The organism is Burkholderia sp. WSM2230 (assembly GCF_000472445.1).
Classification (GTDB): Bacteria; Pseudomonadota; Gammaproteobacteria; order Burkholderiales; family Burkholderiaceae; genus Paraburkholderia.
In genome coordinates, this window is record NZ_AXAJ01000005.1 from 168,191 (window position 1) to 181,449 (window position 13,259).

The window sequence follows — 13,259 nt, forward strand, 5'->3', positions numbered from 1 at the left end:
TCGTTTTTTCGAACTAAAATCCGGTATATCGAACAACTCTAAACGATGGGTCTGGAAATGGCAAGTTCGGGTATCCGCCGTGGGGCGGCGGGCGCGGCACCCACTCCAAGTGTAGTAGCGACTCCGGCAGTCGCGGCGCCGCCGCGCGTCGGCGAGCAGATCCAGCGTTTGCGCGCCGAACGGCGCATGACGCTCGACGACCTGTCGCGTGCGGCGGGGGTGTCGAAATCGATGCTGTCCGAAATCGAGCGCGACAAGGCGAACCCGACGATTGCAGTCGCGTGGCGGCTCACCAATGCACTTGGCGTGAGCCTCGATTCGCTGTTCGCGCCGCAGAAAACGCCAGAGGCGATCGCCGTGGCGGGTCCGCACGAGATTCCCACGTTGAGTGGCCACGACGCCAAATATCAATTGCGCGTGTGGGGGCCGATCGAGTTGGCCGGCAAATTCGAGTGGTACGAGTTGACGCTGCAGCCGGGCGGAGCACTCGTGTCGAACGCGCACGAACCCGGCACGCGCGAACATTTGACGGTGTTGCACGGCACGATCGAAATCGAGGCAGCCGGTGCGAGGAAACGACTCAAGGCAGCGGACACCGCGCGGTATGTCGCGGATGAGCCGCACGCCATCCGCAATGCGGGTAAGGGCGAGGCGAAAGCGTTGCTGGTGGTGATTCACGGCTGAGCTGCGGCCTCAGCTGGCGTCGCGTCAGGCAGCGAGACGCCCGTTCGCGGCATCGGGGCTTGCTCGAGGTTGCGCCGGATACTGTATGTTTGTACAGTATAGGTTATCGACTGGAGCCGATAATGAACGACCCGAAAACCGCCCCGACCGACCGCGCTCTGACCGCGCTGCGCTATCAAACCGCGGCGCGCGATCTCGAACATGTCGTCCACAACATCGCCGCGCGCTACATCGTGCAGCAGGTTCCCCTCACCTGGCGCCTGCTTCACGCGATCGAAGCCGAAGCGCTCGCAGACCTTGGCTTCGCCAGCCGGCACGACGCGCTCATGCTTGGCCTCTTTCAACGTCCGTCGGACCTTCCTTATCCGGAAACCGACGAGACCGTGGACTTCGGCATGTCCACCGCGCTACCCGCCGTGTTCGCGTTCGCGGTCTCCGCTTATGAACAGGCGGCTCGCGGCGCGGCCCAACAGGCGTCGCAAGATGCCGCGCCGAGGCGAGTGCAGGCCTGGGGCGACTAAGCCCGGCTCGTCGCCGATCTACAATGTGCGCAACTAACCGATCGAATGCGCATGTCGCCTCCTCACTTGTCCGACCCGGTTCCGCGCCCGCAACCGTCCACCGATCTCTTCGATCAGCAACGCGAAGACTGGCGCCGCGATCCACAAATCGCTTTCGATGCGTGGCTGGCGAAACAGCATTTCCGACGCTCGTCAGCACAGGTCTATCAGGCGCAGTGGGGGCTCTTTCTCGAGTGGCTGGCCGCGCGTGGAAAGAGTCTCGTCACGGTCGATACACGGACCATCGCCGATTTCGTCGCCGGGCTCGATGTTCGCAAGCCGCAACGCGTGCGCTATCTGCGGCTCATTGAGCGGGTGCTGGATCATGTGCGCGAAGTCGAGGCATCGTCTACTAATCCGGCCCGCTTCATTGCGCAAGACGGCGAAGCGGCATGGCGCAATGCACGCGACAACGAACCGACCGGGTTCCTCGATCATGCGGAGCGAGCCGCACTGATCGCGCATCTGTTTTCGCCGGTGCAGGGCCTCACAAGGGCGCAGCGCTGGAAAGAACGGCGCGACCGCGCGCTGGTCGCCGTGTTTCTCGGCGGCGGACTGAAAACCGGCGAAGCGGCCGCACTCACGGTTAGTTGCGCGACGCCGGGCTCGCCATGGGTGACGATCGACTCGACGAATCCCATGCTGGTCCGCCGGACACGGCTCGCGCCTTTCGCCTCGGCGATTCTCGACGCCTGGCTGGCAGAGCGACGGCTGGTAGGACTGGCTGGCAATCTCGTTTTTGCGGCGTCGCCTTCCGGCAGGCCCATGCATAAAGCCACGATGCTGCGCGCCGTGGATGCGCAGGTCGACGCGGCCGGCATCGCGGCGTCGCGCACCTCGCGCGCCAGCCCGCACACTCTGCGCAACACTTTTGCCGCGGATCTGTTCGAAAGCGGGGTCGAGGCCGAACTCGTCGGACAATGGCTTGGATTCGTCCAGGCCGTGTCTGCGAATCGGCTGTATCGCGCGTGGCAGACGTGGATGGATCAGCAGAATTCGCGCGTCATTGACGAACCGGATCCGGCCGCGCCGCTTCTTCCAGAAGCTCGCACGGACGGGCGTTTTACGGCGAAGAGAGGATCGGTGAAATCCTGAAACTTCTCACGTTTCGGGTCCCGAATTTCCTCACCTTTCGCACTTATTGAAGCCCCGTTTCAGGCCGTAGCGGAAAGAGAGCCGCGCGACAGGAACCGGCTCACGGCTTCGAGCCGTGAATCCCCAGGCCCCGAACTGTGGTCGCATTCCGGACATTGCAATTCGAACCGGTGATCAACCTGTGAGAGCTCCGGCTCACCTTCCTCGCACTTTGGACAACGCAGCGGCAAGCTCACGTGGCCATCCGCCGCAGTACCGATCATCCGCAATTCGTCGCTCGTGAGCCGACCGGCTTGCACGAGCGAGTACAGCAAACCGCCGATAGCCGGATCGATGCCCTGCTGGCTGCGCAGCGTCATCAGTTCTTTGGTTAGCGCGTCGAGCTCTTCCGATTGCTCGCGCAGTTGGGCATCGAGCCGGTCGCCGCGCGCCTTGGCCGCCGCCACTTGCTGGATGAACTCGAACTCCTTGCGGCTGGCGTCGCGCACGCCGGACTGATAAGTCGCGGCCATGCTGCGCAACGAATCCAGTTCGACAAGCATCGGCTTGACGCGGCGCTCGGCTTCCGCGACGGCGTCCTTGATCTGTTGCGCATAATGTTCCGTGCTTTGGCGCAACTCGATATGCAAGGCGTCAATGCGGTCGCGCAGCGTCGCGTTCGTCGCCTGTTCGCTGTCGACACGTTGGCGAAGCGTTTCGTTTTCCTGTTCCAGCCGGCGAACCGCCGCCTGAAGGCCTTCCTGATGAGCTGTGCCATGCGTGGCCACGCTGGAGAGCTCGGTTTCCAGCGCGCGGACCCGCTCCCACGCGCTTTGCGCCCGTTGCTCGCTGCGATTTATGGCTTCCTCGCAGGCGTCGCGGCGGATTTCCGCGTCGCGAGCGCGCTGCTCGGCCGCTGCGATCTGGGCGCGCACTTCCTCGCGCTCGACGTCCAACAACGTTCGCGCCTGCGCGAGGGCTTCCTCGAAGAGTGCGCCCAGCAGTTCTCCAGCGCGCTCCTCCAGAGCTTTCGGGATGGCGCCTGCGCCGACCTTGATACGCGAAACGTCGCGGATGCGTTCCCAGAAGTGGTCGATGTCCTTCGGTATGTCGCTGGCGCTGCCAGTTTGCGTGAGATCACGCACCGCTGCTATCGACGGGCGGATGCCCAGATCGAAGAACAATCGCTTGCAGGCGTGCAACGACAAATCCTGCCGTCGCGCGCCGGCATTGCGCATCGTGTCGAGTTCTTCGCGGATGGCTCGACGTTCGTCGTCCAGATTCATATAGGCCTCACGGGCGGGAATTTGGACGAATCATAACAATTTACGTATCGAACGCTACAGTTTTCTGGTGCAGCTGTGCGTTTGGACGGTTGAGCACCTATCCGCTTCACTTTACCCTCGCTACGTTGTGCCAGTGGGGTTTTTTCCGTGAAACAAAACTAAGAACATCGTATAAGTCATTGTGTGCAAATGGGATTTACTGCGGTTCCATTCTTCTCGCACTGTTTCACGATGCGCAAGCCACTGCTTGGGGTCTGGGGAAGTTGTTGTCCGAAGGACTCGCGGGTTTCGGGCTTGAGAGTAATAAATATAAACACCTTTGAACCCATGTTAAAAACGTTAACGCCATGGCAAAACCTTAACTGGCGGGCGTTTCCGGCCACGAAGGTGAAGCTTTCCGGGAGTCTTGGTGAGGTCCTGCGGGAAACTGAAGTGATGAGGTTCGGGGACACCGGTGAGCGGGTGCGGGACAGATCGTGAGCGGGTTCGGGAAGCGTTCCTCCAGCGTGAATCGGTCGATGGTGAGATTTTGCGGGAGCAGATCGTCGGCAAGAGCCCGGCCCGACGCGCGGGCCGTTCCCCACGCTGCCGGCGCTAAGGTGAGCGTTTTCGGGATTATCGCGACGTCCTGTTTTTATCCATGTTTGACGGCCAAAAAGCCTCGAGGTGAGCGAAGACGGGAGAAAACGCCGACCCAAGGTGAGGCTTTTCGGGGCTTGCCGGTCTGTTTTGCCTCAATTTTGTGCAGTCGAACCTCTAAGGTGAGCTTTTGCGGGAGTATTCCGGTTCCCAGGGCGCTTTGTCCGCAATCCCGACGATGGCCGACGGCCCGCATCCTGGCAAAGGTGAGGAAATGCGGGACCTTCCGGTCTTTCCCTGTCGCTTGCGCCGGAATCCCCACCCTGAGTGCGAAAAGGTGAGACTTTCCGGGAGATTCTTGGGCGGTTTTTGGGCGCAAAAGTGAGCAGATGCAGGAGCTTCGCGCTGCCTATGGTCCGCAAAGCCAGTCTGGACGGGGCTCAGTTTCTCTCGCCGTCAGCCCATGTGAAACCCAAAGGTGAGACTTTGCGGGAAGGGTTTGTGTCGGGGCAGGGGTCGAAGTTGGTAGTGGTCCACCGTTAAGGTGAGGTTTTACGGGAGGTTCGGCAACGGGTAATTGGACGTGGCGCCGAAGGGGAACGGGATATAACCAATTGAAAACAAAAAGGAAAAACTGGCGGTTCGACGAAAGGTGAGCGTTTTCGGGAGCTGCATTTGCCACCACAGTCGACGTCGTCTCAATAGTAAAGGTGAGCATTTTCGGGACTCTTTGGGACGGGTTCTGATACGTTGAATTTCCCGGAGCCGCGCCGTTCCGAGCCTTCAAGTTGCTCAACGGTGAGCTTTTACAGGAAGTCGCGGGCCGTATTGCTGGCCCTCCTCGGCTTGATTGCCTGATGGGTCTGTCCCGGAGCGACACGAGGATGTGCGCGACAGGGGTGCGTTCGCGTTGAGGTCGCTAGTTTTTCGCGAGACTGTCTGCGTGTGCGTTCCTGGTCGTCCGGACCGGAAGCACAAGCCTGCAGGTGCCAAACGCAAAAAAATTTTATGGTGAGAAGGTTCGGGATAAGTCTTTCCCCGTTGGAGCGACGGCCAAAACCGGCGGGTTTTTTCGAACCCGCGACGCCAAAGGAAAGCTGCAATCCAGCGTGGAATCATGAGGTGAGGGTTTCCGGGAGTCGCTCGAGGTGAGTCGCGTCGCGTAAACTGCCATCACCCGCAACGGTGAGAGCCACGCTATAGACGCGTATCACCACAGTCGGTATGCTCTCGGCAAATCCCTCCTTGACCAGACGCATGGCCACGAAGCGCGCCAAGAAAACCGATGTAGTCAGCCCCAGCTCGGCGGAGTTGCGCAAGGCCGTCGAGGCGATCGCCATTCAGCCCAAGAGCGGCAAGATCACGTTGCTGACACGCAAGCTGTTCAACGTGCTGCTCGCCGTTGCGCAGCAGGCGGACGAGTCGGGCGATACCTATCGCGCGTTGCTGTCCGACATCGTGGCCAATTCCGCGTTCGACTCCAACGACACCGCTCTCGTCAAGGAACACCTGCGCCGTATGGTTTCGGTTCAGGTGGAATGGAGCACTGGCACATCCAGCCAGAAGCCCGGCCGCAAGTGGGGAATCTCCACGCTGATCGCCGACGCGGAAATTCTCGAAGATCCCACGACTCGCCGGGTCTGGGTCGAGTTTTCGTTTGCGCCGAAGATCAAGAAGAAGCTGCTCGACCCGGTCCAGTATGCACGTCTGAGCCTGCAGTTCCAGAGTCAGTTGCGCAGCAGCGCGGGCCTCGCGCTGTACGAAATCTGCGTGCGCTACCTGACCAATCCGAGCCATTTGACGATGCGCGAATCGTGGGAATGGTGGCGCCCTATCCTGTCGGGCACCCCTGACACGGAAGCCGGCGACGAAGCAAAGCGCGAGTACAAGTACTTCAAGCGCGACTATCTGCGACCGGCCATCGCCGAGGTGAATGCCGTCACGAATATTTTCGTCGAGTTGATCGAGCATCGCGAAGGTCGGCGTGTGGCCGAAATCCAGTTTCGCGTGACTGAGCGCAAGCAGCCGATGCTGGCGCTCGACGAGCATCCGAACGTGTTCGACAGCACGCTGGTGGACCGGATGGTCAAGATCGGCATCCCGCTGAAAGAGGCACAAACGCTGTATGCCGATAGCGAGGAAAACCGTATTCGCGCCGCTTTGCAGATGACCGAGCAGCGCATGCGCAGCACGTCACTGCCGCCGGTCCGCAGCGCGCCGGCGCTCTTCAAGGACGCGCTGAAGAAGGGCTATGCCCCGCCGGTCGAGACGGTTCCGTCCGTGGGCGGTGCGAAGGCCGCGGTGGCGGCGCCTGCCGACGACCTCAAGGCGCGCCTGCTGGGCGAATATTCCGCATATCGCCGCCGGGAGGCACGCGAGCTGTACGACGAACAGGGTGAGTCGGAACGGGAGATCGCGCGGCAGTCGTTCGAGGAAGAAGAGTTGCCCGGGCTTGGCGCTCATATGCGCGACGACTGGCGCCGGCGGGGGCTGGAGTCGAAGATTGTCGAGACCGCGTTCTTCGATTGGCTCGCTCGCAAGACGTGGGGCGAGCCGACCGATGGGGATCTGCTCGCCTTCACATTGAGCCAGTCGCGCGCGGCCTGATTGTCAGGCTGGTGGCGGGTTGCGGTTTTAGGCGGCGGGACCGGGTTGAGCCGGCTGTGCCGCCGCGATGGTTGTGCATCTGCTACTTCAAGATCTTCTCGATCTGACGAAGAATGTCGTCGCGCTTCTCACGCGTGAGGCCCTTCAGGCGCAGCTCGAGCCGGTCATCTCCGTACGATTTCAGGTCGCCCACCGACACGCCGTCCAGTTCGATTTCAAGCCGTTGCGCGTAGCGCTGGCGGCCCGCGGCTTTGGTGCTTTCCTGCGTGGTGGCCCTGCCCTTGACGATGTCGGCGACCTGCCGCGTGCTTAGGTCGTCGGAGAGAATTTTGTTGATGAGGCGCAGCGTCGCGTCTGCGCCGCGTGCGGCGTGGTACCGGCCGACCTGATAGGCCATGTTAGAGCCGAAGCGGTCGGGCCGAGCGACCATCTCCTGCATGACGGTTTCCGGCAACCTGGCGATCGACAAGGCGACCGCGACCGTGGACTCGTCCAGTCCGAGATGCTCGGCCAGTTCCTTCTGACTCTGGAAATGGCGATCTTCCAGAAAGCGTTTCCAAACGACGGCGTTGTCGAACACCGTCTGCGAGTCGCGCTGGACATTGAGATCGTAGCCGAGCTTGTAGCTCTCCATGCCGATCGGCAGATCGATAACGATCGCCTTCACGGCTTCCTTGTTCGCTTCCTTGAGCGCGCGCACGCGTCTGCCGCCGTCACTGACGAAGTAGGTGCCGGGGTTGTCGTAGTCCGGAATGACGTGGATCGCCTGCTGTTGCCCTTGCTTCGCGAGATTGACGGCAAGCTCGGCAATCGACGACTTGAGATAAAAGTGCCGCGGATTGAACGGGCTCGGCTTGATGGTCTTCAATGGGAGTTCGATGACCTGGCCGGGGCGATAGCCGTGCTCGATTCTCCATGCACGGTAGGCGGCGGACTCATTTTCCGTGTCCGCGGTGTCGAGGTCCGAAGACACCTGAGGGATGACGGACGACAGGGTTCGCGCGGTTCCGTCCGACGACTTGGGAGCATTGTTCTTGACCAGACCGTCGATTGCGTTCAGACGGTCCAGTGCCGTTCGTTTCTCGCTGCTGGTCGTGTCAGGACGTGCTTGAAAGCCTTTGGCGAATTGGGAGGGTTTCATTCAGGGTCCTTTATGCGCATAAACTCACGGGAGCAAGGCGGCGATCTCATTCGCACACGCCCTGACTTCGATCGCGGCGAGCTTGGCGCCGCGATCGCTCATCTGTAGCACTGTTTGACCCAACGCCATTGCCTGTTTGTAGGCTTCGCGTGTCGGGATCTGGGTCTTGAGAAGAGGGAATCCAAGTTCCTCTAATGCGCGCTTCAGTTCGCGCGTCAGCATCCGCTTTTCTTCGGTCTTGTTAAGGAGGAACACGGCGCGCAGGTCTTCATTCATTACCTGCGCTTGCTGGACCAGCTTGACCAAGCCGACGCTCGACCAATAATCGGCCGGTGACGATGACGTCGGTATCACGGCGACGCTAGCCGCCAGCAGTACAACGCCCGATACCTTCTCCGTGATGGACGGCGGGCAGTCGACGACGATGATGTCGTAGTCGGCTACAAACTTCTTGATCTCACGGTGAATCTGGCTGCCGGCTTCAGAGAGATTGACGACGGGGAACGGGATACCGGTGTCGCCATCGGATGACGCGCTGGCCCAGTGGATTAGGGTGTTCTGACCGTCCGCGTCGACGACGAGGACTCGCTTGCCCCTCTCATGGAAAGCCGCCCCGAGGTGCATCGCGATTGTGCTCTTCCCGACACCACCTTTTTGCTGAGTTACCGCGATGATTTCAGCTGCCAATGTTCACCTCCTTTTTTAGACGCAGATGGATTTTACCTGGATGATTCCTCGTTTCAATCGTTTTTGTATAAAACGAGATGGAAATAGCCGATCGGCCAGGTTTATGCGCATAAAGAAACGGCGGGTGGGGCATGAGGCGTGAGGCGTGACGCGTGAAGCGTGAAGCGGGAGGCGGGAGGCGGGAGGCGGGAGGCGGGAGGCGGGAGGCGGATGGTCTCAGAGCGTTTCTTCGGGTACCCATCGCGTCAAGTACGCGAACGACGAGGCGCCCGATACAAGGAGAAGGCAACGAGATTCCCGGGCAAATGGAAGCGACGAATACGACAGGCGTTTAAGGGTACGCCGCACTCTCCGGTTTATCTCCCAATTGAGAGCGTTGAGAGCCTAGGTGCCCCAGTGCGCGTGATGGCTTGCACGATTGGCTTCGCAAGCACTGCGAGCGGTTTATGCGCATAAAGTCTGGTCCTCGCGGCGCATTGCATAGGTCTTCGAGGGCTGAGACTAGACCAGTGGCAAATAACTCGTCATCCTTTCGGCACACCTGCGACGAGCGAACCAGTGTGCCTTTCTCGCCGTTCTAACGACGAACTGAGCACCGTTGAAACTGCCCGAGCCATTGGATAGTCCCCACTCAGTGTGGGCAGTGCAACCAAGACGGGAGCATCCGTCGCTTCCTGCAGGAGCGGTTTATGCGCATAAACCGCCATCTGGCCGCCGCCTCGCTTTGGACGCCGCGCAGTGCAGTGTTGCTGAGCGAGATGCACTGCCTCGCCCTCGCAAGGCCACGCGATACAGACAGGAAAGCGCCCACCCTCCGTCTGTCGACTACAAGGAAGCAACGAATTGCTGCCGCGATAGCAGGCACTCTGCCAGCTGCTTTGGCCGCCGCGCGTACGTCAGCGCCTCAACGCCGCCCGCTCGCCAGATCCCCGCGATAGTGTCGCGACGATGCGTGCACGCGGCCACCGAAGGCACTTTCATTAAACATCGGCAGGCGATGCCGCCCAGTAGCGAACCCGCGAACCGGAAGCTACTTAGTGGCCATCGGCGACCGGATAAAATCCGCCTACGCGCAACCACAAGTCGCCTGAGCGCCTCCCCAGCTACCATAACGAATCTGGCCATGATCACCATCTACCACAACCCGCACTGCTCCAAGTCGCGCTCGACCTGCGAACTCATCGCTACCCTTTACAACCGCGACGAAGAACCTACACAGATCATTGAATACCTGAAGCAGCCGCTGTCGATTGAGCAGCTACACGACCTAAACAGACAATTGGGCTGTCCGGTCCGCGAAATGATCCGCGACTCGGAGCCGGAATACAAAGAACTTGGCCTTTCCGATGTCACTCTATCCGACGCTCAGTTATACGAAGCATTAGCCGCACACCCGGTCCTTCTGCAGCGGCCGATAGTCGTGCGAAACGGGCGCGCGGTGATTGGCCGGCCGCCGGAAACGGTAGCAACGTTATTCGTCTGATACGCGCCACGGCAAAGTCGATGGAGCAGCCAACGCCACTGGCAGCAATTGATGCACCGGTGTCGCTTGCCCACTTCGCGCACCACTTACACTCGGTAGCGCTCGAGGCGAAACCTTTCACCGTCGAGCGCGCCCAAAGCCGACCACAATGCGGAGTCCGAATGCTTGAATTAAGACCGTCCTGCGAAGGATGCGGCAAGTCGCTGCCGCCTAACGCGCCCGACGCGATGATCTGCACCTACGAGTGCACCTTCTGCGAAATGTGCGCACTTACCACTTTGCGAAATGTCTGCCCGAACTGCGGCGGCAATTTCCAGCATCGACCGATACGTACCCGCGCGCAGTTAGCGAAACATCCGGCCCGCACCGAGCGGAACCCCATCGCAATCGATGAAGTCTCGCACGCCAGCTTCTTCGAACGCTACCGCAACACGCCGCCTGTCGAGCGCTAACGCTCGGCAGGCAACGACACGGCCGTAGCAACGCAACGCGACTTCAATCGTCGCGGCTTGCGGTGTCGGGCGCGGAAATAGCGCTCATTGCGTGGGCGGCGTCGCGAAGCAGACCGATCTGCTTGCGATAGTTGCGGCAGCCGCTGCATGTCGGCAAATGCAGCCGGATGGCGACCCATTCGCCGGTAGTCAAAGAGCGGTCGAGCGCGTCGGACAGCAGGCGGGTAATGTACTTACACTTCCCCATTGGCATCCTCGCTGGATAAACCCTTCTCGCTCAGGCATGTGCGCAAGCGTAGTCGCGCGCGGTAAATCAGCACGCTGCAATGGTTGGCGGTCATCTGCAATTCAGAGCAGATCGCGTCTGTGTCGAGATCGAGAAATTCGCGCATCATAAAAACGCGGCCGATATGCTCCGGCAGATGTTCCAGACACGTCTCGAACAAGATCCAGAACTGTTGCTGACGCAGCGCCGTTTCAGGTGTTGGCCAGGGCCGAGGCTTGGTGTGCTGCGACCAGTGGCCGTTGTCCTTGAACAATTCGCGATCGAGCAGCGCCTCGTCTTCGAGTTCGGATTCCAGGGCCGAGAGGTTGACCGTTCGTTGCCGCGCACGCAACGTATCGACGAGCTTGTGCCTAAGAATTCCGAATACCCATGTCTTGTGCTCGGACTGCCCGGCAAACCGGTCCGCCTGCGTCCAGGCGGCGGCCAGCGCTTCCTGTACGGCATCTTCCGCCGCCGCGGCATCGCGCAGTTGTAAGCGGGCAAAACGCACGAGATCGCGACGGAGTTGCGTCAGATAGACCGGGTCGTCCAGTGCCGGGCCGCCGGCATGCGCGACGCCGGGAGGCGAGCCGCTTGGACGGGCAGATCTGCGGTTGCGATCGAAATGCGATTTAACCTCCGTTATGCGGTAAGCCGCGCGCTATCGACGGGCGGGCGGCGGGTCGCCTTTCAACGACCGAGGCTGCCTGACGATAGAAAATATGCACGAGAGACATGGCCCAATTTTCGTGTATTCGGCTGCGATTTCGCGTGGCGAGCGGCAGCCTGTGCTGCCGGGTAGGCGGCGCACGTTGTACCAGCCTTCCTGCAACCACAAAAGCATGCTCAAGTGCTCATGTGCATAGAAGCGGTCTTACTGAGCAGTTCCAATTCGAGTATTCCGAAGAGAATTTTCACCTTCTCGTCCGATACCAGTCACAAGGGCGTAACTATCGAGGCTGCACACCCGCCTCGCGAAAGCGCGAGCCGAAATGCAATCGACGTGTATCCACAGCCGTGACCGGAATGGAGCATAACCCAGCCAGCGCGACGTTGCGCGCGCAGCATCAGTTGCGCATAAGGGCGATCGAGCATTGCGCAGTCGACGATGCGGCAGCTGAACATACCGGGCGGGCGCCACGGCCACATACACGAAACCTCATCCGTCGCGAATGTAGGTAAGGTCTGCCACCCACAGCGCGTTCGTCGCTGCTACGTCGAACCCCAAGCCCGGCCGCAAGGCGTTTCTCGATGCCGACGGCGTGATCACTCAATCCGGGCTTCCCAGAGCCAGCACGCAGCAGGCGTCTCTCACGCTTCGCCAAACCCACAGCCCCCACGCGCACACGGCGAGACACAGTCCCGAGTGCCCACCAGTACGACCCAGCGCAACCCACCCGCCTACGCATTGAACAGCTCACTGCGCGCTGCGTCGATAATCGTCGCAACAGCCGGATGGCTGATCCGGCGCTCGATAGAAATAGCGAAGAACTCCTCGACGATGGTGCTGATCTGCCCGACCGTCGTCAGTTTATGTTCCGCCTGTAGCTGATTCTCCAGCACCGTCGGGGCGAACAGCAGGCCCCGGCCCTCACGGCCGAACGCGAGCGCCATGGCTCCGTCGTCGAACTCGCCGACGATGCGCGGTGAAATCGCCCGCGACGCAAGCCAGTGGTCGAGCTTGCGTCGCACCGCCGACTCGATGCCGGGCAGCAGCAGCGGCAACTGCCCGAGCGACATCGGGAAGCGTTTTGGAGCGCCCTGCAGTAGCGATTCCGCGCCAAAGCAGCTGAGCGTCGAACGGCCGAGCCGGTGGTTGAACGCCTTGATGTTCACGTCCGCGGGAATGGGGGCGTCCGCGATTATCAGATCCAGACGGTGCACGGCGAGCTGTGCGAGCAACGCGTGCAGCTTGCCCTCGTGACAGATCACGCGAAGCGAAGCCGGCGCACTCAGCGCTGGTTCCAGCAGCCGGTATGCGATTGCCTTGGGCACTGAGTCGGCAATGCCGACGCGAAACCGCGATTGCGTGCCCACCTCCTTCTCCCGGCGCACAGCACTTTCCAGTTCCGAGCCTAGCGAAAAAATCTCGTCCGCGTAGTCGAGCGCGAGCCGCCCCGCATCGGTCAGCTCGAGCGTGCGGCCGCTTTTTTTAAACAGCTTTTTGTCCAGCGCTTCCTCGAGCAGCTTGATCTGACCGCTCAGCGTTTGCGGCGTGACGTGCAATTGCTCGCCCGCGCGGACAATCCCGCCTGCATGTGCGGCGACCCAAAAGTAATAGAGATGCTTGAAATTCACATGTCCTCCGTCGATTCGCCAACGTTACGGTTTTTGCGAAGGATCAGCAATAAAAATACGAGTTTTCCGTCAGCCGGAGTTCGGCTAGATTGAAGCCTCGCAGGTTACGCATCGCAGATTGCCGGTAGACCAGCGGCAAGATG

Annotated in this window: 11 protein-coding genes and 2 pseudogenes; 6 read left to right on the forward strand and 7 right to left on the reverse strand. The window is 60.8% G+C overall.

Features of this window, described 5'->3' with window-relative positions; genetic code table 11:
- Nucleotides 1-45: 45 nt before the first annotated feature.
- The 3 genes from A3AC_RS0112600 to A3AC_RS0112610 all read left to right on the forward strand — a co-directional run bounded on the left by A3AC_RS0112600 (nt 46) and on the right by A3AC_RS0112610 (nt 2,339).
- Complete coding sequence (locus tag A3AC_RS0112600; protein WP_035475062.1) at nt 46-684, forward strand: helix-turn-helix domain-containing protein; 639 nt, start codon at nt 46-48, stop codon at nt 682-684.
- A gap of 122 nt (nt 685-806) precedes the next feature.
- Nucleotides 807-1,205, forward strand: a complete 399-nt coding sequence (locus A3AC_RS0112605; RefSeq protein ID WP_025599240.1) for a DUF2471 family protein — start codon at nt 807-809, stop codon at nt 1,203-1,205.
- 51 nt (nt 1,206-1,256) lie between these two features.
- Nucleotides 1,257-2,339 carry a tyrosine-type recombinase/integrase gene (locus A3AC_RS0112610; protein ID WP_025599242.1) on the forward strand — a complete coding sequence of 361 codons (1,083 nt, stop codon included), beginning with the start codon at nt 1,257-1,259 and terminating at the stop codon, nt 2,337-2,339.
- A gap of 59 nt (nt 2,340-2,398) precedes the next feature.
- Here A3AC_RS0112610 and A3AC_RS0112615 read toward each other — a convergent pair whose 3' ends face one another.
- Nucleotides 2,399-3,604: a DNA-binding protein gene (locus A3AC_RS0112615; RefSeq protein ID WP_025599244.1), complete on the reverse strand. Its 1,206-nt coding sequence runs from the start codon at nt 3,602-3,604 to the stop codon at nt 2,399-2,401.
- Nucleotides 3,605-5,440: 1,836 nt separating this feature from the next.
- On the opposite strand from A3AC_RS0112615, the gene A3AC_RS0112625 reads away from it, so the two are divergent.
- Complete coding sequence (locus A3AC_RS0112625) at nt 5,441-6,790, forward strand: replication initiation protein (protein ID WP_025599246.1); 1,350 nt, start codon at nt 5,441-5,443, stop codon at nt 6,788-6,790.
- A gap of 82 nt (nt 6,791-6,872) precedes the next feature.
- On the opposite strand, the pseudogene A3AC_RS0112630 reads toward A3AC_RS0112625, so the two are convergent.
- The 3 genes and pseudogenes from A3AC_RS0112630 to parA all read right to left on the reverse strand — a co-directional run.
- Nucleotides 6,873-7,748 (reverse strand): annotated as a pseudogene (locus A3AC_RS0112630) (ParB/RepB/Spo0J family partition protein); the annotation flags it as partial.
- Nucleotides 7,749-7,813: 65 nt separating this feature from the next.
- Nucleotides 7,814-7,931: pseudogene (locus A3AC_RS31285) on the reverse strand (ParB/RepB/Spo0J family partition protein); the annotation flags it as partial.
- A gap of 24 nt (nt 7,932-7,955) precedes the next feature.
- The gene (gene parA, locus A3AC_RS0112635; protein ID WP_025599248.1) at nt 7,956-8,618 is read right to left on the reverse strand and encodes a ParA family partition ATPase; all 663 of its coding nucleotides are present in this window, start codon (nt 8,616-8,618) and stop codon (nt 7,956-7,958) included.
- Nucleotides 8,619-9,741: 1,123 nt separating this feature from the next.
- Between parA and arsC the strand changes: the two genes are divergently transcribed.
- Nucleotides 9,742-10,101, forward strand: a complete 360-nt coding sequence (arsC, locus tag A3AC_RS0112645; RefSeq protein WP_025599249.1) for an arsenate reductase (glutaredoxin) — start codon at nt 9,742-9,744, stop codon at nt 10,099-10,101.
- Nucleotides 10,102-10,262: 161 nt separating this feature from the next.
- Nucleotides 10,263-10,553, forward strand: a complete 291-nt coding sequence (locus tag A3AC_RS0112650) for a DUF1272 domain-containing protein (RefSeq protein WP_025599251.1) — start codon at nt 10,263-10,265, stop codon at nt 10,551-10,553.
- A 43-nt stretch (nt 10,554-10,596) separates the two neighbouring features.
- On the opposite strand, the gene A3AC_RS0112655 is transcribed toward A3AC_RS0112650, so the two are convergent.
- The 3 genes from A3AC_RS0112655 to nhaR form a co-directional block, all read right to left on the reverse strand.
- The gene (locus A3AC_RS0112655; RefSeq protein ID WP_025599252.1) at nt 10,597-10,800 is read right to left on the reverse strand and encodes a zf-HC2 domain-containing protein; all 204 of its coding nucleotides are present in this window, start codon (nt 10,798-10,800) and stop codon (nt 10,597-10,599) included.
- Nucleotides 10,787-11,371 (reverse strand): RNA polymerase factor sigma-70, encoded by a 585-nt coding sequence (locus A3AC_RS0112660; protein ID WP_035475065.1) that lies wholly within the window; start codon nt 11,369-11,371, stop codon nt 10,787-10,789. Before A3AC_RS0112660 ends, A3AC_RS0112655 begins: the two co-directional genes overlap by 14 nt.
- 848 nt (nt 11,372-12,219) lie before the next feature.
- Nucleotides 12,220-13,116 (reverse strand): transcriptional activator NhaR, encoded by an 897-nt coding sequence (gene nhaR / locus A3AC_RS0112665; RefSeq protein ID WP_025599254.1) that lies wholly within the window; start codon nt 13,114-13,116, stop codon nt 12,220-12,222.
- Nucleotides 13,117-13,259: the final 143 nt, after the last annotated feature.

What these genes read in the sequence shown, in the direction of transcription:
- arsC (WP_025599249.1), top strand. Translation starts at nt 9,742, where the DNA reads ATGATCACCATCTACCACAACCCGCACTGCTCCAAGTCGCGCTCGACC.
- A3AC_RS0112650 (WP_025599251.1), top strand. Translation starts at nt 10,263, where the DNA reads ATGCTTGAATTAAGACCGTCCTGCGAAGGATGCGGCAAGTCGCTGCCG.
- A3AC_RS0112605 (WP_025599240.1), top strand. Translation starts at nt 807, where the DNA reads ATGAACGACCCGAAAACCGCCCCGACCGACCGCGCTCTGACCGCGCTG.
- A3AC_RS0112600 (WP_035475062.1), top strand. Translation starts at nt 46, where the DNA reads ATGGGTCTGGAAATGGCAAGTTCGGGTATCCGCCGTGGGGCGGCGGGC.
- A3AC_RS0112655 (WP_025599252.1), bottom strand. Translation starts at nt 10,800, where the DNA reads ATGGGGAAGTGTAAGTACATTACCCGCCTGCTGTCCGACGCGCTCGAC.
- A3AC_RS0112610 (WP_025599242.1), top strand. Translation starts at nt 1,257, where the DNA reads ATGTCGCCTCCTCACTTGTCCGACCCGGTTCCGCGCCCGCAACCGTCC.
- A3AC_RS0112625 (WP_025599246.1), top strand. Translation starts at nt 5,441, where the DNA reads ATGGCCACGAAGCGCGCCAAGAAAACCGATGTAGTCAGCCCCAGCTCG.
- A3AC_RS0112615 (WP_025599244.1), bottom strand. Translation starts at nt 3,604, where the DNA reads ATGAATCTGGACGACGAACGTCGAGCCATCCGCGAAGAACTCGACACG.